Here is an 18,346-nt window from a genome sequence, read left to right as displayed (position 1 = left end):
TGCGCGGGCGCGGCGCCGGGTCCTGTGCCCCATACTGGCCAGCGTGTTCACCCTTGCCCAGGCTCGCCACATGATCGCCACGCTGCGTCCCCGGATCGACGAGCTCATCACGCTCCGGGCCGATCTGGCCGAGCTGCGTACCGACCTCACCGACCGAGGAGCGAGCCCGCTGGGTGGGCTGCCGGAGGTCAAGGGGCTGGAGGCACGGATCTTCGGCATCCTGGAGGAGCTGTCCGGGCACGAGATCCAGGTCAAGGGCTTCGCGCCGGTGCTACTCGACTTCGCCGGCGAGCGCGACGGCCGGCCGGTGCTGTGGTGCTGGCTGGAGGGGGACGACGACGTGGGCTGGTACCACCGGGTGGAGTGCGGGTTCGCGGGTCGACGCCGGGTCTGATTCGACTCCTCGGGGACGGGCCGGTCCTCCGGGCCGGCGGGCCGTCAGCCGGCGACCGAGTTCGGGATCACCACCGGCAGGTCGGCGACGGCGAAGACGACCAGGTTGTCCAGATAGTGTCCGGTCGGCCGGTGGAACACCCCGGCACAGGTGATCAGGCGCAACTCGGGTCCGGGGGTGGGCCCGTAGACGGCGGCTGTCGGAAAGTCGTCCTTGGCGTACCGGCTGAGCCCGGTCACCCGGAACGGGACCCATCCGTCGTCCCGCCGTACCTCGATCCGGTCGCCCGGTCGCAACTGGGAGAGCCGGTGGAACACCGCCGGTCCGGCCGCCGAGTCGACGTGCCCGGCGATCACCGCCGGCCCGACGTCACCGGGTGCGGTTCCTCCGGCGTACCAACCGGCCTCGGCGAAGTCGGCGGGTGCGGCGAGTCGGCCGGTCCGGTCCAGGCGCAGCCGGGCCAGCGTCGAGTCGACCCGGATCCGTGGGATCCGTACCCGGGTTGGTGGGCCGGTGGGTGTCCGGCCGTCGGTCCGGGTCGCGGCGGGCGGGCAGTCGACCGGGCAGTCCGCCGGCCGGATCCGGGTCGTCGCGGTGTAGTCGGTCGTCGTGGCGTGGTCGGGCGTGGCCGCCGGCCGATTGTCGCCGGCCACCGTGCCGCCGAGTCCGGCGCCGAGCACGGCACAGAGCAGCAGGCTGACCAGGCTCGGCGCGGCCGGCCGCGCGGCCGGCCGTCGACCTGCTGCGACCGCCGACCGGCCGGTGATGACGCCGACGAGGTCGCCGGCGACGGACTCCACCAGATACCGCAGACCACCCCGACGCAGCGGAGCACCGTACCGGGTCGGGCCGGAGCCGGGGGCCGGTCGGGACGCGCGGGCCCGCACCCGACGCCACCAGCGGGCGGTGCCGGGCGCGGTCGGGCCTTCCGTCATCTCACGAGGTGCGGCGCGGGCGGCGCTGGCGAAGGCGCCGGCCGGTCGCCGCGACGACGACCGCGAGGAGCGCACCGACCGAGGCCAGCCCGATCGGGTACGTCGACGCGCTCCGGCCGGCCGTACCGCCGGCACCGGTGTCCACGCCACCGGTCGGCACCACCACTCCGCCCCGCGCGTCGACCCGCAGCTCGGTGGTCAGGCCACTCTGCTTCGCGTCGAGCACCAGCAGCGAGTAGACCGTGCCGTCGGTGAGCGACACGTCGACCGTCGTCGGCTTCGCGCCGGTGGCCGACAGCCGCAGCGTCGACCGCCCCGGCGCGACCTGGTGGTACGCGGTGGTGGTGGCGAACTGCACGCCACTGGCGATGCTCGCCCCCTCGGCCACCGACACGTCGATCACCGGTGCGCGTACCGACGCCTGCACCACCCGTACCTTCGCCCGGCCGTCCGGCGGTGCGGTCAGGTCGTCGTCGAGCACCTTCAGTCCCAGTTCGGCGTACCGGCCGACACCGGCGACGGTGTACGCCTTGCCGGCGGCCACCGAGACCCGTTCGGTGAGTACCGGCGGATCCGTGGCGGCGGCGCCGGCCCTGCGCATCGCCACCACGTACGGGCCGACCGGCAACGGCAGGTACGGCGACAGCACGCCGTAGCCGACCGCCTTGAACACCTGCGGTTCCGTCGAGTCGGTCGCGGCGCCGAGGTAGACGTCGACGGCCGGGGTGTCCGGCGACAGGTGGGCCAGCCGGACGTAGCCGACCGTGGCCCCGGCGTTGGCGGGGGCCGGGACGATGCTGGCCAGGCCCAGCCCGAGGCCGAGGCCGAGGGCCGCCGCGCCGGCCGCGATCCGTCGCCCGATCCGGATCTGTGGTGTGGTGGTGTGCTCCATCGTGCCTCCTGAGTGTGGCGGGCACGGTAGCGGCCCGACGGCCCGGAATGTCGCACTGGCGGTCCGTCCGGACGGGAGCGATCGCGGGGGATGGTCGGCGGACCATTGGGCCGTTGAAAGGGTCCCGAGCCGATCCCGGGCCCGCAAGCTCGCCACACAGGGTTACTTAATCGTTACGTATATCGGATGTGGACCGTCCTCACGCGCGGATCGGGCCCGGGCCGGCATCCACCGACCCGGGCCCGACCTCTCCCGGCAGCGTGCTCAGGTCAGCGGGTCACCCGCCAGGCCCGGGTGATGGTCTGCGCGATGCCGTTGCCGTCCCGGTCCCGGGCGGTGATCCGGAGCGTGCCGAACTCCGCCCCGGCGGGTGCGGCCGGCACCGTCACGACGATCTCCCGGTCACCCCGGCCGGGCGCCGCCTGCCAGTGCGCCCCGTCGTCGTACGACACCGCCACCTCCACCGTGAACCGGCCCGGCCCCTTCGCTCCGGGCTGGTACCCCGGCCGCAACACCAACCCGTACGGCCGGTCGGCCCGGACCGCGTTGGTCAGGTCGGTGTCGAGGTCGTACTGCACCTGTGGCAGTGGCAGCACCGCCGGCTGGTCGCCGTGCGGCCGTCCGGAGCGGAACGTCCAGATCGTCGAGGTCGCCGTGGACGTGGTCCACCACGGCTGCTCCCCGGCGAACTGGTCGCGGGTCACGTCGAGCCGCAGCTCGTACCGCGCACTGCCGCCGGGCACCGTGAACTGGGCCGCCGAGCCGGTGCTCCGGCCGACGACGGTACCGGCCCGGCGCAGGGTCAGTTCGGTCCGGTCGGAGCGGCCGTCGATCCAGCCGTACGCCGTGGCGTCACCGTTGGCGTACTGCGGGACTGCGACCCGGATCGCGTCGTGCGCCCGGTTGACCGGCAGCCCGTACGCGTGATCCGGTGTCACCCCCGAGGGCAGGGCGGGACGCGTCAGGGCCGGGAACCACACCTCCCGCACCCGGTCACCGGCCCGGTACGCCCGCAACGGCCCGTACATCTGCCCCTGCGGCCGGCCCACGTCGTACGCCTCGATGATGGCGCTGCTCCGCCAGGCGACGCCCCGGGTGCTGATCCGGTCGGTCCGGCGATGCGCCTCGGTGATGTTGCGGCTGAAGCCGAACCCGGTCATCACGCCGTCCGGGTAACCGGCCCGGGTCTCCCGGGCCAGCATCTCCGTCGTGTGCTGGTGGAACTCGGACTCGACCGTGGCCAGTGCCAGATCCCGCACCGTGTAGTGCAGGTCCTCCGGGATCCGGTCCAGTTCCGGCAGCAGCAGGTCGTACCGGTACGGCGACCGCGCCACCGCGTCCAGGTCGATCGTCGCCGGCCCGCTGGCCAGCCGGTCCCGCAGTCGCCGGGCGACGTCCGCGTCCACGCCGTACGCCGCGACCGTCGAGACGTTGCCGTTCATGTAGTAGTGGCCCGGGAGCGGCCCCGCCAGGATCACCGCCTTCGCGCCTGCCGCGCCGGCCGCCCGCAACTGCGCGATGCCCGGCTCCTCGTCGCCGCCGGCAGCGAGCCGGAGCAGTACGACCCCGTCCCGGGCGCCGGCCCCGGCCAACTCGGCGGGGGTACCGTCGCCCCCGTCGACCAGACGGGCCGTCGACCGTCCGTCCAGCGGCGGCGCGCCCTCGACCGCCTGGAGTTCCGGCACGGCGAAACCGCCGGCACCGGTCACCCGGGCGGTGAGCATCGGGGCGGCCAGATCCCACCGGCTGAAGAACTGGAAGCTGCCGGTCGACACCGGACGGGTCGGCCCGGCGTACACCCGGCGGATCTGATCCGAATTGACCGACTCGCCGATCAGCAGCGACCCCGCCTTCGTGTCGCGCTGCCAGACCAGCGCGACCCTTTCCATCGTGGTCTCGTCCGGGGTGTCGACGCGGATCTCCTTCGCGGTCCGCGCGTCCTGGCGCACGGTCCGGTCCGACTCGACGGTCAGCTCCGGTTCACTGAGCAGCACGGCGTCCTTCGGAGAGCCCGACTCGGCCGTGCTCATCACCAACGTCGTCAGGGCGTACCGACCGGCCGGCACCGCCACGGTGGCTGGCCGCCCGTCGGCGAAGTGCGCCCAGAACGTCTCGCCGGTGTCCAGGTTCCAGAGCTGACTGCGGCTGTAGAAGTCGGCCGGGGCACCCCCGTCCCGGGCGACCGCCTCGATGGTCACGGTGCGGGTGGGCGGCACCACATGAAAACCGATCGGGGTACGCAGCTCCGCGCCGCCGCCCCGGGCGGTCAGCAGGCCGGCGTACAGGTTCGGAACGGTGGCGGTCGGATCGAGGCGTACGACCGCGCTGGCCCGCCCGCCGGCCGGGATGGTGAGCCGGCTCGGTGTGACGCCGAGGACCGCCCGCCGGTTGCTGGCGCCCACGTCCCGGGCCTCGGCGGCCAGGGTGAGGGTGATCGGCCGGCGGCCCGGGTTCGGGTAGCTGACGGTGGCTGTCCGGGGCGGCGTACCGGCCGGGATCTTTCCGAGGGTGACGGTCGCGGTGTCGATGCTGATCTCCTGGTCCAGCGCCGCCGCCACGTCGACCCGGCCGGCGCCCTGGGTCCAGGTCGGCGTACCGGGCGTCTCGGTGGCGCTACTGACCAGGGCGGCCTTGAGCTGTTCGGCCCGCCAGTCCGGATGCCGCTGGGCGAGCAGGGCCGCCGCCCCGGCGACGTGCGGGGCGGCCATCGAGGTTCCCGACATCGAGGTGTAGTCGGCATCGACGACCTCGCCGAGGGTGGTGCCGGCGGCGCGGGCCGCGACGATTCCGACCCCGGGGGCGGTCAGTTCCGGCTTGACGGCGCCGTCCCCGAGCCGTGGCCCCCGGCTGGAGAAGTCGGCGATCCCGTCGCGCCCGTCGACGGCGCCGACGGTCAGCGCCCGATCAGCCGTACCCGGGGTGGCGACGGTCTGCCGGCCGGGGCCGGCGTTGCCGGCGCTCACCACGAAGAGCGTGCCGGAGCTGGCGCTCAACGCGTCGAGCGCCTCGGTGACCGGATCGGGGCCCTCGGCCGCCGGGCCGCCGAGGCTTAGGTTGACCACCCTGGCCCCCTGCCGCACCGCCCACTCCATTCCGGCGATCACCCAGGAGAGGTCGGCCGAACCGGTGTCGTCGAGCACCTTGCCGATCAGCAGTTCCGCCCCGGGGGCGACACCCTTGCCACCGACATCCTTGCCGTCCTGCCCCCTGCCGTCCCGCCCCGACCCGGGGTCGTCGCCGCTGGGTTGACGACCGGCGTTGCCGCCCTGCTGCTGACCGGCGCTGCCGCTGGGCTGACGGCCGGCGCCGCTGCCGGCGATGGTGGCCGCGACATGGGTGCCGTGGCCGAACCGGTCCGTGGTGTCGGGCGTACCGGTGAAGCTCGCCGCGCCGCTCACCCGGCCGGCGAGGTCGGGGTGGGTCGGGTCGTAGCCGCTGTCCAGGACGGCCACCTTGACACCCTTGCCGTCGTACCCGGACCGCCAGGCGGCGGGTGCGCCGATCTGCGGCACGCTCTCGGTCAGGTCGGCCCGGACCCGGCGGTCCAGCCAGATCTTGTCGAACCCGGTGGCGAGGGTCGGCGGGTCGGCCGGAACGGACCTCGAGGGGCCGGCCTTCGGCCGGTTCCCGGCGGTGGTGGCACCGCCGGTGATGGTGGTCCAGAAGTCGCGGGCCCGGGACTTCTCCTCGCGGACCGCGACCGCGCCGATGCTGGACAGTTCGCGCTGCCGGGTGGCCCCGGTCGGGGTGGCCGGCGCGACGGCGCGCAGCCCCGGTGCGGTGGGCGCTCCGGTGAGCAGCAGCGGCAGCGTCGAGCGGGCCGCGTCGTGGTAGCCCTCGGCGACCAGATCGGTGATGTTGAACAGGGCCGGGTCGAGCCGCCCCGCGGCTACCAGGGGCAGCGCCTCGTAGGGCGTGACGTGGACGTCACCGTCGCGTTCGGACAGCTGGAAACCGAGTCCCCTCGGCGTACCCCGATCGTCCACCTCGGCCACCTGCCGGCCGTCGGGAAAGGTGGAGAGCCGGACCACGTTGCCGGTCACCAGGGTGACGGTGTGGGTCGCCACCGGTGCGCCCGGCGCCGCTGGCGTGACTGCGCCACCGTCCGGTGTGGCGGCGGCCGGCGGAGCGCCGGCTGTCAGGATGGCGACGGCGACCACAAATATGGCGACCGTCCGTAGTGGCTTGGCCACGTAGTCTCCCTTGACGTGCCTCTGGATGCTCAGGCAGCGTCACACTTCGTCACCGCGAGGGGAAAGATCTAGAGTGAGCGCAGCTGCGCCATGACGCAGATGAGCCAGGAGGTTCCGTCCGTGCTGAGATCCGCCGGGCTGAGCGCGGTGGAGGAGGCGACCTACCTCGCGCTGATCCGGCACGGCGGCGCCCGGGTGGTGGACCTCGCCGACCGGATGGGGCTGACGGAGGCCCGGGTACGGCGGGTCGTCGCCGTCCTCGAACGGGAGGGCTTCGTACACCGCACCCCGCCGCCCGGCGAACGGGTCGTGCCGGTGCCGCCGGACCTCGCCGTCGAACAGTTGATCCGACGCCGGTACGCGGAGCTGGAGCTGGCCCGGGAGGCGGCACACCGGATCGCGGCCGAGGCCCGGGGCAGGGCCGCCAACCGGCGTACCGAGGATCTGATCGAGATCGTCTCGGGGCGGGCCGCCGTCGGTCGGGCCTTCGAGCAGGTGCAACGGACCGCCCGCCGGGAGATGCGGGTGCTGGTCGCGCCGCCGTACGCGATCCCGACGTCGATCAACCCCACCCAGCTCGATCGGGAGGCCGCCGGGGTGTCCTATCGGGCGGTGTACGACAGCACGGCGCTGGAGGACGCCGAGTTCACGGCCAGTGTCGCCGCCCACATCCGCTCCGGGGAACGGGCCCGGCTCGCCGTGGCGCTACCCACGAAGCTCGCGGTCGCGGACCGCAAACTGGCGTTGTTGCCGCTGGCCTGGAGCGCGTCGGCGCACGACGCGGCACTGCTGGTGCACCCGTGCGGTCTGTTGGACGCCCTCATCGCGCTCTTCGAGACGGTGTGGACGCAGGCGACGCCCCTGTCATCGGTCGGCCTGGCGGAGGTGGCCGGGGCCGCCGAGATCTCCGCCGAGGACCGGCAACTGCTCTCGCTGCTGGTCGCCGGCCTCACCGACGAGGCGGTCGGCGCCCGGCTCGGGATCAGCCGCCGTACGGTCGTACGCCGGGTGCAGATCCTGATGGAGCGCACCGGATCGCGATCCCGGCTTCAGTTGGGCTGGCAGGCGCACGGGCGCGGCTGGCTCTGACCCGCCGCGCCGCCGCCCCGCCGAGGCGCGGACGAGCTGTGGCGTCGGGGCAGCCGGCAGGTACTACCGGGGCAGCACCGTCTCGATCGCGGCGGCGACCTCCGGCGCCTCCGGCTCTACCTGGGGCGCGAACCGGGCGACGACGGTGCCGTCCGGCGCGACCAGGAACTTCTCGAAGTTCCACCGGATGTCACCGGAGTGCCCGCCGTCATCGGGGGCGTCGACCAGTGCGGCGTAGAGCGGGTGCCGGTCCGGACCGTTGACGTCGATCTTCTCGGTCATCGGGAAGGTCGCGCCGAAGTTCGACCGGGCGAACTCGGCGATCTCGGCCGGTGTGCCGGGTTCCTGGTCGGCGAACTGGTTGCTGGGCACACCGAGCACGGTCAGACCGCGCTCTCCGTAGGCCTCGTGCAGCGCCTGGAGGCCGACGTACTGCGGGGTCAGCCCGCAGCGTGAGGCGAGGTTGACCACGAGCAGCGCGTTGCCGCGGAACTGACCGAGATCGGTGAAGCCTCCGGTCAGCGCTCCGATCTCGGTGTCGAAGACGGTCATCTCGTCTCCTCGCTGCGCTCGTCGTCGGGGTGACCCACTGGGCCGGGCCGGTCGATGCCCTCGCTTCGCTCTGCCACGCGCCGAGGCTACTCGGCCCTGCGCCGAGGTTACCGGTCGGGCGGCCCGCTGGTACCGGTTACGGCGCTGCCGACCGCACCGGGCCGTGGCCGGCGGGAAATCGAAACATCGACATCTTGACGAAGCGGTGTACCGCTGAGTAGCGTCGCCTCAGTTAAATGGAAAGTTTCCTATTAATTAAACAGGGAGACGCCACCATGAGGAGATCCATCCGCCGGGCGCTCTGGGCCGGCGTCGCGGCCGCGGTGGTTGTCGCCGCGGTCCCCGTCACCGCGGCTCTCGGTGCCGGCAGCCTCACCACCAGCTTCGCCGTCAGCTCCGACTGGGGCTCCGGCCACGAGGTCAAGGTGACCGTCACCAACGGCACCGACGCGTCGGTGAGCACCTGGCGGGTCGAGTTCGACCTGCCCGCCGGCACCACCGTCAGCAGCTCCTGGGACGCCGACGTCACCCGTAGCGGCGACCGGTACGTGGCGGTCAAGAAGAGCTGGGCCGGTGCGCTCGCCCCGGGCGCCTCGGCAACCTGGGGCTACGTCGGCTCAGGTGGCTACCGGGCGCCGCTGAACTGCACCGTCAACGGAACCGCCTGCGGCGGCGGAACCACGCCGACCGCCACTCCGACGACCGTCCGGCCCACCACGGCGCCGCCGACGACCCCGCCACCGACCACGCCGCCGGTGACCACCCCGCCGCCGACCAACCCGGGCGCGCAGAAGGTGGTCGGCTACTTCACCCAGTGGGGCGTCTACCAGCGGGCCTACCACGCGAAGAACATCCACACCAGCGGCTCGGCCGCGAAGATGACCCACATCCTGTACGCCTTCGGCAACACCACCGGCGGCCGGTGCACGATCGGGGACAGCTACGCGGACTACGACCGGGCGTACACGGCGGCGGAGAGCGTCGACGGGGTGGCCGACACCTGGGACGCCGGTGCGCTGCGGGGCAGCTTCAACCAGCTCCGCAAGCTCAAGCGGATGTACCCGAACCTCAAGGTGATCTGGTCGTTCGGCGGCTGGACCTGGTCCGGCGGCTTCACCCAGGCCGCGCAGAACCCGGCCGCGTTCGCCGAGTCCTGCCACGCGCTGGTCGAGGATCCGCGCTGGGCGGACGTCTTCGACGGCATCGACGTCGACTGGGAGTACCCGAACGCGTGCGGACTTACCTGCGACGCCAGCGGCCCGAACGCGTTCAAGAACGTGGTCTCCGCGCTGCGTAGCCGGTTCGGCTCGTCCGCACTGGTCACCGCCGCGATCACCGCGGACGGCAGCAACGGCGGCAAGATCGACGCGGCCGACTACGCCGGGGCGATCAACAACCTCAACTGGTTGATGCCGATGACGTACGACTACTTCGGCGCCTTCGCCGCGCAGGGCCCGACGGCGCCGCACTCGCCGCTCACCTCGTACAACGGGATTCCGCAGCAGGGCTTCTGGTCCGACGCGGCGATCCAGAAGTTGAAGAGCAAGGGCGTGCCGGCCAACAAGCTGCTGCTCGGCATCGGCTTCTACGGTCGGGGCTGGACCGGCGTCACCCAGGCCACCCCGGGCGGTACGGCCACCGGGGCGGCGCCGGGCACCTACGAGGCCGGCATCGAGGACTACAAGGTCCTCAAGAACACCTGCCCGGCGACCGGCACCATCGCCGGCACGGCGTACGCGAAGTGCGGCAACAACTGGTGGAGCTACGACACCCCGGCGACCATCGGCGGCAAGATGTCGTACGCCAAGGGTCAGGGGCTGGGCGGCGCCTTCTTCTGGGAGCTCTCCGGTGACACCAGCAACGGCGAGCTGATCAGCGCCATCTCGAACGGTCTTCGCTAACCGGGATATCCGCGGGGGGAGCGGACGGGCCCCGGCCACTCACGAGGTGGCCGGGGCCCGGTGCCGTACCGCCTTGCCGGATCGCCGCCTGGACTCCGCCTCGCTCCACCGAGATCCGCGAGACACGCCCTAGCGGTCGGCGTCGCCGGGTGCCACGAGTCCGGTCTCGTACGCGAGGACGACGGCCTGGGCCCGGTCCCGGAGGGTGAGCTTGGCGAAGATTCGGGCGACGTGGGTCTTCACGGTCGCCTCGCTCAGCGTCAGCCGGTGCGCCAGCTCGGTGTTGGACAGACCCCGGCCGAGCAGGGTCAGGACCTCGAGTTCCCGGGGCGTCAACGCGGCGAGGTCCCGGTGTGCGGCGGTGCGGGTCCCGGCGGCGTACCCCGCCCCGACCGCACCGCCGCCACCGGACCTGTCGTCGCCCGCCCGGTTGCCGCCGGATCTGGCGTCGCTGGCGGCGAAGCGTTCGACGAGTCGTCGGGTGATCGAGGGGGACAGGAGGGCGTCCCCGGTGCTGACCAGCCGCACGGCGGCGGCGAGGTGCTCCGGCGTGACGTCCTTGAGCAGGAAACCGCTGGCTCCGGCCGCCAACGCGGCATAGACGTAGCGGTCGAGGTCGAAGGTGGTCAGCATGATCACCCGGCTCTCCGGCGTCTCTGCCAGGATCCGCCGGGTGGCCTGTAGACCATCCATGTTCGGCATCCGGATGTCCATCAGCACGACATCCGGCCGAAGCTCCCGCGCCGCCGTCACCGCCGCGCCGCCATCGGCGGCCTCACCCACCACGTCCAGCCCGCGCGCGGTGAGGATCATCCGGAAGCCGGTCCGGACCAGGGCCTGGTCGTCGACGATGAGGATCCGGGGCACCGGCTCGGTCCCGACCGTCGCCCGACCGCCGGACGCCGTCACGACCGGTCCAACGGGATCCGGGCGCGTACCCGGTAGCCGCCGCCGAGGCGTCGCCGGGCGTCCAGGTCACCGCCGTGCACCGCGACCCGCTGCCGCAACCCCAGCAGTCCACGTCCCGCCCCGGTGCCGTCGCCCGGCGGATCGTCCACCGATCCCCGGCGACGTTCGGTGCCGGGTGCCGCCGACCCGTCCCGCCCGCCGGAGAGCACGCTCGGGCCGGTGTTGAGCACCTCCACCCGCAGGTAGCGGTGCGCGTACCGGATGGTCACCTCGGCCTTCGCCCCGTCGCCGTACCGCAGCGCGTTGGTCAGCGCCTCCTGCACGATCCGGTACGCGGTCAGGTCGGCTCCGGCCGGCAGGGGGTAGGGCTCGCCGGAGATCCGTACCTCGACGGGCAGGCCGGCGAACGCGATCCGGTCGACCAGCGGGCTCAGCTGCCCCAGTCCCGGCTGCGGCGCGAGGCCGGTGCCGTCGCTTCCCTCCGCACCGTCCTGCGACGGCGCGAGCAGGCCGAGCAGGTGCCGCAGTTCGGTCATCGCGTCCCGTCCGGCGCCCTCGACGGCCGACAGCGCCGCCGAGGCCTCGTCCGGCAGGGTGGCGAGCACCTCGCGGGCGGCCCCGGCCTGGACCACCATCAGGCTGACGTTGTGGCTGACGATGTCGTGCAGTTCCCTGGCGATCCGGGCCCGCTCCGCCTCCACCGCGATCCGGGCGGCGCTCTCGCGCTCCCGCTCGAACAGCCAACCCCGGTCGCCGAGGGCCCGTCGGTGCAGCCGCCGCGCCCGGACCAGCGCCAGCGCCAGCCACACCACGGCCACGCCGGCCGCCACGAGCGCGACGGTCAGCCAGACGGTTCCGGATCCCCACACACCGACCACCTTCGCAGTACCCGCCACGATCCGCGTCATCCCCGGGCAGCAGCGGCGTACATCCCCAGGATGACCTGGCCGGACGTTACCTCCGGGGGCTGATGCCGAGCCCGGGCCCCCACCTCTAGTTTTCAGCCATGACCAGCGAAGACAGCACCGGACAGGTCGTCGTGCGACTCGACGCCGTACGCAAGGAGTACGGCGACACCACCGCGCTGGACGGCGTGTCCCTGGAGATCCTCAGCGGGGAGGCGGTCGCCGTGATGGGCCCGTCGGGCTGCGGGAAGTCGACCATGCTCAACATGATCGCCGGACTGGACCGCCCGACCTCCGGCAGCGTGACCGTGCACGGCGACGAGCTGGGTCGGCTGGGCGAAACCGGACTGGCACTGTTCCGCCGCAAGCGGATCGGCATGATCTTCCAGTTCTTCAACCTGCTCGACGACCTGCCGGCGCTGGACAACGTGGCGCTGGCCGGACAGTTGACCGGTACCCCGGCCCGGCAGGCCCGCCGGCGTGCGCTGGAACTCCTCGACGAACTCGGCATCGCCGACCGGCGGAACATCTATCCGTCCGCCCTCAGCGGCGGCGAGCGGCAGCGGGTCGCGGTGGCCCGGGCCCTGATGAACCGGCCGGCGCTGCTGCTGGCCGACGAGCCGACCGGTGCCCTGGACAGTTCCGCCGGTGAGCAGGTGATGGACCTGCTGCTCGACCTCAACCAGATCGGCCAGACGCTGCTGCTGGTCACCCACGACCAGCGCCTGGCCACCCGGTGTGCCAGCCGGGTGGTCGACCTCGCCGACGGCCGGGTGGTCGGCGAACGCGCCCTGGAGCGGGCCGTATGAGCGCGGTGTGGCGGACCGCCCGGGCAGCCGTACGCCGCCGCCGGTTGCAGACGACGGTCATCGGTCTCGTCGTGCTCTTCTCCACCGCGACGATCGTGGTCGCGCTGGGGCTGCTGGACGCCTCCTCGGCCCCCTTCGAGCGGGCCTTCGCGGCGCAGCGCGGTGCCCACGTCGTCGCCTCGTTCGACAGCACCCGGGTCGCGGCCGCAGAGCTGACCCGGACGGCCGGACTGCCCGGCGTCGAGGCCGTCGCGGGCCCCTTTCCGCAGGCCGTGCTGGAGATCCCGCCGGACGACAGCGCGCTTCCGTTCCTGTCGGGGCCGATCACCGTGGTGGGCCGGGCGGACCCGGGCGGTCCGGTGGACCAGATCGACCTCTGGGCGGGGCGCTGGGCGACCGGTGCCGGGGAGATCGTGGTCAACCTGGCGCCGCCGTACTCGGGCCGCCCCTCGCCGTTCCCGCTCGGCGAGCGGGTCGACCTCCCCGACCAGGGAACGTTCACCGTCGTCGGGTACGCCTACAGCCTGGGCCAGACGGCTGCCGCCTGGGTCTCGCCCGAGCAGGCCACGGCCCTGCGTTCGCGCACCGTCCAGATGCTCTACAGGTTCGGTGCCGCGGTGACGAGCGACGAGATCGACGCCGGCCTGGCCGCCGTCACCGGGGAGCTTCCGTCGGACGCGTTGGTCGCCGCGCAGTCGTACCTCGTGGTCAAGGAGGCCGCCGCCGCCGGACCGGGCGTGTACGTGCCCTTCCTGATGGTCTTCGGCGTGCTCGGCCTGGTGGCGGCGGTCCTGATCGTCGGCAACGTGGTCAGTGGCGCGGTGGTGTCCGGGTTCCGGCACATCGGGATCCTCAAGGCGCTCGGATTCAGCCCGGGGCAGGTGCTCGCGGTCTACCTCGTGATGGTCTGCGTTCCGGCGGTCGTCGGCTGCGTGCTGGGCACCGTACTCGGGAATCTCGCGGCCGAGCCGCTGCTCGCGAACGCGTACGGTGAGTTGCTGTTCGCGCCCGGTGACGCCGCCGTTCCGGTCTGGGTCGACGTGGTGGCCCTGCTGGGCGTGCCGGCCGTCGTGGTGCTCGCGGCACTCGTACCCGCGCTGCGTGCGCACCGGCTGCCCGCGGCCGAGGCGATCAGCGCGGGCGGCGCGTCCCGGACCGGGCGGGGGCTGCGGATCCAACGGTGGCTGAGTGGGAGCCGGCTGCCGCGCTCGGTCAGCCTGGGCCTGGGCCTGCCGTTCGCCCGACCGGGCCGGACGGCGTTGACCATGGCCGCCGTGCTCATCGGCGTGACGACGGTGACGTTCGCGACCGGCCTGGCCAGCACGGTGACCAGGTACGCCGACCTCACGGACGGCAACGACGCGGTCGGGGTACGGCCGAACCCGTCCAGCCGGGAGGTGGCCCGGTCGGCGCTGACCGATCCGCAGGTCGAAGCGCTGCTGCGCTCGTTGCCGGGCACCACCAGGGTGACCGTCAACCTGGATCTCCAGTTCTCCCTCGTCGGGTCGACCCAGCCGGTGAGCGCGATCTTCCTTCGCGGGGACGTGGACAGTCAGAGCTACCCGGACCAGATCGTCGAGGGACGCTGGCTGGCCGGGCCGGACGAGGTCGTCGTCCCCTCGGATCTGCTTCGCGAGCGGGGGCTGGCCGTCGGTGACCGGATCACCCTCGCGCTCGACGACCGACGGGGCGTGGTGACCGTTGTCGGGGAAACCATGGCGGGCGCCCCCGGACCGTCCGGGCTCCTCACGGACTGGGGGACGCTGGCCACCCTCGCACCGGACCGCCAGTTCGCCAACAACCAGTTCTTCTACCAGATCCAGCTCGCGCCCGGGACCGACGTGCCCGGCTACCTCGACGCGGTCCGGGCGGCGGATCCGGGGCTCTACGCCTGGGACAACGGCGGCACCGACGAGTTCACCGTGGCCGCGGTGGGCCTGGCGTTGGCGCTGACCCTGATGCTGGGGACCGTCACGGCGCTCGGCGTCTTCAACACCGTCGTGCTCAACACCAGGGAACGCCGCCGTGACCTCGGGATGCTCAAGTCGATCGGGATGACACCCCGGCAGGTGACGGCGATGATGGTGACCTCGATGGCGGCGCTGGGCGCGGCCGGCGGCCTGCTTGGCATCCCGCTCGGGGTGGTCGCGCACCACCTCATCGTGCCGCTGGCCGCCGACGCGGCACAGGTCGGCGTCGCGCGGGTCCTGCTGCACGTCTGGCAGCCGTGGGTGCTCGGCGTACTGGCCTTCGCGGGAGTGCTGATCGCAATGCTCGGCGCGTTCGTCCCGGCCCGGGCGGCGGCCCGGCTGAGCATCGCCAAGGTGCTGCACAACGAGTGACCGTTCCGGCCGACCGGAACGTCCGGCCGGCATCCATCGGGGCGTCGACGGGGAGGGGCGTCGACACTCCGACGGATGCCGGCCGGGGTACCCGCACACTCACCGTCAGCGAGGTCCGGGACGTCGATGCTCCGCTAGGGCTTCAACCATTCGCTGTCCGGGCGGCACAGCAGTCGGGCGTTGTTGTACGCCATGTCCAGCGTCAGGACGGTCTCGCCCCGGTACTGCATGTTGTTGCGGCTCACCACCAGGGCCAGGTCCGCGACGTTCGGCCGTAACAGGCACAGCGGCAACAACAGTTGCACCGATCCGCGGTGGAACTGCGGCACGGCGGTCTTGTAGTTGCGGTAGACGCGCTGCTGTGTCTGCGTACGCGCGGCTTCGAGTGACTGGCGGGCCAGGTACTTGCGGCTTTGCAGCTCTTCGGGGAATCGGCCGATATTGTCGTCCAGGATATGGTCGATGTCCATGTACAACTCGCACCGCCGGTCGTACAGCAGGACGGACGGGTCGTCGAAGTAGTAGGCCAGTTCCGGTAGCCGGTCGAACCTTCCCAGCATGGCGTTGTCGCTTGCCGCATGGAATCCGTTGAGTCGCCAGAGGCGGCCGTCCCGGCCGGAATCCTTGCCGATGAACAGCGCGAATATCTCTTCCTGGTTCGGTGTCACCAGCCCGGTGTTGAAACACGCGTAGGGGCGGTTGCCGTCTTTGCCCAGGACTATCTTCAGCCCTGGGTTCGAGCGGTCCTCCTGTTCGAGACGGGCGAAGGTGTGCTGGATGTAGCTCTTGAGCACCGGCCACTTCGAGTGTGGATTGGGCTTGTCCCCATGCTGCCACGGCTCTGCTTCCGCCTTCTGGGCGAGCCGCAGCAGCCAGTCAGCCTCGTTGCCCATGTCGGCGAACCGGAGTAGGGGCGGCCGCGAATCCTGGCGTTTGACCCGGATCGCGCGAATTCGACCGCCGTCCGGCGTCTCCAACTCGAACTCGACCTGCTCGCCCTCTTCGGCGGTCGTACGCCCCGCCTTCGAGTAGGCAAGGATGCTCTTGTGGTGGAAGAAGACATCCGGGCTTCCGTCATCGGGCTTTATGAAGCCCCAACCCTTCGCGTGGTCGAACCTCTTGACGGTGCCACGGACACGACCGGCAGGTGCGCGGACATTCCGGGCCTCAAGCCGGTTCTTCGCGTCGTTGTGCTCCACCTCGAACTCCACCGGCTCCCCTGGCAGTAGGTAGCGAAATCCTTGGCCCACTATGTGGCTCTGGTGGACGAACACGTCGGCCCTGCCGTCCAGGCCGATGAACCCGAACCCCTTGTCCGGGCTGAAGGTTCGCACGGTTCCGCTGAGCTGGCCGGCCCGTTCGGACGGGAGAGCCCCGTCCGTCCCGTCGGACCCTGCGGTCCTGGCCCGACGGATCCTCGTCGCCTCCCACAGGTGCGATTTCTCCTGGTAACGCAGTCGCACCTCGACCTGTTCGCCGACCTCTATCCGGCCGGCCGCACTGAATGCGATGTCCTCGTTGAACCACGCGTCGGTTTCGTCCGACAGTCGAATTCGACCCCACGGGCCGTTCACTCCGTACTCGACAATCGTGCCCTGATGGATCTCTGCTTGCTCCTCGGGCATCAGCCCTCCACACATTAACTATCGTGCTCGGCAGCGTGCTGTCGTCCAATCAACGCCATTTCGGAGCGCGGCCACTCACTCGTGCGTCAGATCGCACGGCAATGAGTCATCTATACCCGCTGTGATCTCATGATCACAACGGGCGATGGTGTGGTTGGCCCGTCCGTCCGCCGACCCTCGGCCTCTGGGTCAGGTCGTGATTGACGAACGATGGTCGAGTACGCACGACCGTTCTCGGATCTGTCCGGAACGTGCTGGCCGGTTGGGAGAATCGGCGGCCGGAACCACGATCCCTCTTCTCCCAGTTGACCACTTCGTCGATCGAAGAACAAGACTTGATCTTGTGCTCTGGTCGTCCCACGCTTTGAGGCATGCGATGGGACCCGTTCAGCACCCTGCGTCGCGCACTCTGGATTGGCGGCGGTCAGTGGGCCGGAAAGTCCACGGTGGCCGGAATTCTCGCCGAGGAGTACGGCCTGACGCATTACCACTACGACTACCACGACGCCCGTGGCCATCACGATCGCCGGCTCGCCCGACGGATCCGACGCGGCGAGGCGCCGACCGAACCGGATCCGGAGGCGATCTGGATCGAGGCGACACCGGCGGAGATGGTGCGGAAGGCGCTGGCGGAGTTCGTCGAGCGTTTCGAGTGGGTGCAGGACGACCTGCGGGCGCTGGTCTCACCCCGTCCGATCCTGGCCGACGGCTGGGGCCTACGCCCGGAACTGGTCGCCTCGATCACCGAATCGACCGACCGGATGGTGGTCATGGTGCCCACCGAGGAGTTCCGACAGCATCAGCTCGACCGACTTCCGCGCGCCGGCGACGTCGGGTCCCGGGTCAGCGACCCCCGACTCGCCCAGCGGAACCGCATCGAGCGGGACCGGCTGATCGCCGAGGACGCGGTACGGAACGCCGGACGTCTGAACATCGCGGTGATCGAGGTCGACGGGACCAGGGACGCACGGAGCGTCGCCGATCTCGTGGCCGCGCGTTTCGCGCCCTTCCTGCCCGAGCGGGTCGACGGCGTGCGGTAACCGTCCCGGTCCCTACGCGTCGGACCTCGTCGTTATGGTTCCGGCCATGACTGGACGACGATCCCACGGGTGGCATCCGGCAGGGCTGGTGATCGCCGATGGTTCGGCTGGCCGGCCGAGGTCGAGCGCGGCGGGCCGTCGTCCGTGAGCGGGGGAGCGCGACAGTTGTGGGACGAACACGCCGCCGCCTTTGACGAAGAGGCCGATCACGGCCTGCGGGACCCCGACGTCCGGCAGGCGTGGGCGGAGTTGCTGCTGCCACTCATGCCACCCGCGCCGGCATCGGTCCTCGACGTCGGCTGCGGGACCGGGAGCCTGTCGGTGCTGCTGGCCAGGGCCGGGCACGACGTGCGGGGCGTCGACTTCGCTCCCCGGATGCTGGCGGCGGCGCGGAAGAAGAGCAGCGGCGCGGGGGTGCACGTCGACTACGTCCTCGCGGACGGTGCGAAGCTTCCGTTCGCGCGGTCGTCCTTCGACGTCGTGCTCGCGCGGCATGTCCTCTGGGCCCTGCCGGATCCCGATCGGGTGCTGGCGGACTGGACCAGCCTGCTCCGGCCGCAGGGCCGACTCGTGCTGGTCGAGGGTCACTGGTCGACCGGTACGGGGCTATCCGCAGCCGACTGTCGGGCACTCGTACTGCGCTGCCGTCGCAAGGCCGAGGTACAGGTGCTGGGCGGGTCCCGTCTCTGGGGCCGGGAGATCGACGACGAGCGGTATCTGCTGTTCAGTAGCCGCTGACCCACCGTCGTCGCGGTCGCTC

14 protein-coding genes are annotated in these 18,346 nt (G+C 71.8%); 7 read left to right on the top strand and 7 right to left on the bottom strand.

The annotated features are described in order from the left end of the window. The first annotated feature begins 43 nt into the window (after positions 1 to 43). Complete coding sequence (locus tag H4W31_RS40105; RefSeq protein ID WP_192771352.1) at positions 44 to 394, top strand: DUF2203 domain-containing protein; 351 nt, start codon at positions 44 to 46, stop codon at positions 392 to 394. Positions 395 to 438: 44 nt separating this feature from the next. Here H4W31_RS40105 and H4W31_RS40100 read toward each other — a convergent pair whose 3' ends face one another. The 3 genes from H4W31_RS40100 to H4W31_RS40090 all read right to left on the bottom strand — a co-directional run bounded on the left by H4W31_RS40100 (position 439) and on the right by H4W31_RS40090 (position 6,414). Beyond that, positions 439 to 1,329: a class F sortase gene (locus tag H4W31_RS40100; protein ID WP_192771351.1), complete on the bottom strand. Its 891-nt coding sequence runs from the start codon at positions 1,327 to 1,329 to the stop codon at positions 439 to 441. A gap of 1 nt (position 1,330) precedes the next feature. Beyond that, entirely contained in the window at positions 1,331 to 2,221 is an 891-nt protein-coding gene (locus H4W31_RS40095) for a DUF4397 domain-containing protein (RefSeq protein WP_192771350.1), read from the bottom strand. Between the two features lie 269 nt (positions 2,222 to 2,490). After that, complete coding sequence (locus tag H4W31_RS40090) at positions 2,491 to 6,414, bottom strand: S8 family serine peptidase (RefSeq protein WP_192771349.1); 3,924 nt, start codon at positions 6,412 to 6,414, stop codon at positions 2,491 to 2,493. Positions 6,415 to 6,534: 120 nt separating this feature from the next. On the opposite strand from H4W31_RS40090, the gene H4W31_RS40085 reads away from it, so the two are divergent. Continuing rightward, a complete protein-coding gene (locus H4W31_RS40085; protein WP_192771348.1) occupies positions 6,535 to 7,503 on the top strand; it encodes a helix-turn-helix domain-containing protein in 969 nt (322 codons plus the stop codon). Between the two features lie 63 nt (positions 7,504 to 7,566). Here H4W31_RS40085 and H4W31_RS40080 read toward each other — a convergent pair whose 3' ends face one another. Further along, on the bottom strand, positions 7,567 to 8,055 hold the full coding sequence (locus tag H4W31_RS40080; RefSeq protein ID WP_192771347.1) for a glutathione peroxidase: 489 nt from the start codon (positions 8,053 to 8,055) through the stop codon (positions 7,567 to 7,569). Between the two features lie 275 nt (positions 8,056 to 8,330). On the opposite strand from H4W31_RS40080, the gene H4W31_RS40075 reads away from it, so the two are divergent. Further along, positions 8,331 to 9,956, top strand: coding sequence for a glycosyl hydrolase family 18 protein (locus tag H4W31_RS40075; protein WP_192771346.1), 1,626 nt, complete (start codon positions 8,331 to 8,333; stop codon positions 9,954 to 9,956). Positions 9,957 to 10,085: 129 nt separating this feature from the next. Here the strand turns inward: H4W31_RS40075 and H4W31_RS40070 are convergent, their stop codons facing one another. Together H4W31_RS40070 and H4W31_RS40065 are read right to left on the bottom strand one after the other, a co-directional pair. Then, complete coding sequence (locus H4W31_RS40070) at positions 10,086 to 10,769, bottom strand: response regulator (protein ID WP_404825746.1); 684 nt, start codon at positions 10,767 to 10,769, stop codon at positions 10,086 to 10,088. Positions 10,770 to 10,861: 92 nt separating this feature from the next. Continuing rightward, on the bottom strand, positions 10,862 to 11,674 hold the full coding sequence (locus H4W31_RS40065; protein ID WP_318783772.1) for a sensor histidine kinase: 813 nt from the start codon (positions 11,672 to 11,674) through the stop codon (positions 10,862 to 10,864). Between the two features lie 197 nt (positions 11,675 to 11,871). On the opposite strand from H4W31_RS40065, the gene H4W31_RS40060 reads away from it, so the two are divergent. Together H4W31_RS40060 and H4W31_RS40055 are read left to right on the top strand one after the other, a co-directional pair. Beyond that, positions 11,872 to 12,579, top strand: a complete 708-nt coding sequence (locus H4W31_RS40060; RefSeq protein ID WP_192771344.1) for an ABC transporter ATP-binding protein — start codon at positions 11,872 to 11,874, stop codon at positions 12,577 to 12,579. Then, entirely contained in the window at positions 12,576 to 14,921 is a 2,346-nt protein-coding gene (locus tag H4W31_RS40055) for an ABC transporter permease (RefSeq protein ID WP_192771343.1), read from the top strand. The genes H4W31_RS40060 and H4W31_RS40055 overlap by 4 nt, the downstream gene beginning before the upstream one ends. Positions 14,922 to 15,055: 134 nt before the next feature. Here the strand turns inward: H4W31_RS40055 and H4W31_RS44975 are convergent, their stop codons facing one another. Further along, entirely contained in the window at positions 15,056 to 16,546 is a 1,491-nt protein-coding gene (locus H4W31_RS44975) for a DUF3825 domain-containing protein (RefSeq protein ID WP_404825668.1), read from the bottom strand. A 371-nt stretch (positions 16,547 to 16,917) separates the two neighbouring features. Between H4W31_RS44975 and H4W31_RS40035 the strand changes: the two genes are divergently transcribed. Further along, the gene (locus H4W31_RS40035; protein WP_192771342.1) at positions 16,918 to 17,586 is read left to right on the top strand and encodes a hypothetical protein; all 669 of its coding nucleotides are present in this window, start codon (positions 16,918 to 16,920) and stop codon (positions 17,584 to 17,586) included. A gap of 69 nt (positions 17,587 to 17,655) precedes the next feature. After that, entirely contained in the window at positions 17,656 to 18,324 is a 669-nt protein-coding gene (locus H4W31_RS40030; RefSeq protein ID WP_318783666.1) for a class I SAM-dependent methyltransferase, read from the top strand. The last annotated feature ends 22 nt before the right edge of the window (positions 18,325 to 18,346 follow it).

This window comes from Plantactinospora soyae, assembly GCF_014874095.1.
In the GTDB taxonomy this organism is placed as follows: Bacteria; Actinomycetota; Actinomycetes; order Mycobacteriales; family Micromonosporaceae; genus Plantactinospora; species Plantactinospora soyae.
This window is presented reverse-complemented; position numbering and strand designations above follow the sequence as displayed.

Excerpts from the sequence above, each read along its gene's own strand:
- H4W31_RS40035 (WP_192771342.1), top strand. The coding sequence starts at position 16,918 with ATGCGATGGGACCCGTTCAGCACCCTGCGTCGCGCACTCTGGATTGGC.
- H4W31_RS40055 (WP_192771343.1), top strand. The coding sequence starts at position 12,576 with ATGAGCGCGGTGTGGCGGACCGCCCGGGCAGCCGTACGCCGCCGCCGG.
- H4W31_RS40070 (WP_404825746.1), bottom strand. The coding sequence starts at position 10,769 with ATGATCCTCACCGCGCGCGGGCTGGACGTGGTGGGTGAGGCCGCCGAT.
- H4W31_RS40080 (WP_192771347.1), bottom strand. The coding sequence starts at position 8,055 with ATGACCGTCTTCGACACCGAGATCGGAGCGCTGACCGGAGGCTTCACC.
- H4W31_RS40075 (WP_192771346.1), top strand. The coding sequence starts at position 8,331 with ATGAGGAGATCCATCCGCCGGGCGCTCTGGGCCGGCGTCGCGGCCGCG.
- H4W31_RS40095 (WP_192771350.1), bottom strand. The coding sequence starts at position 2,221 with ATGGAGCACACCACCACACCACAGATCCGGATCGGGCGACGGATCGCG.
- H4W31_RS44975 (WP_404825668.1), bottom strand. The coding sequence starts at position 16,546 with ATGCCCGAGGAGCAAGCAGAGATCCATCAGGGCACGATTGTCGAGTAC.
- H4W31_RS40100 (WP_192771351.1), bottom strand. The coding sequence starts at position 1,329 with ATGACGGAAGGCCCGACCGCGCCCGGCACCGCCCGCTGGTGGCGTCGG.
- H4W31_RS40060 (WP_192771344.1), top strand. The coding sequence starts at position 11,872 with ATGACCAGCGAAGACAGCACCGGACAGGTCGTCGTGCGACTCGACGCC.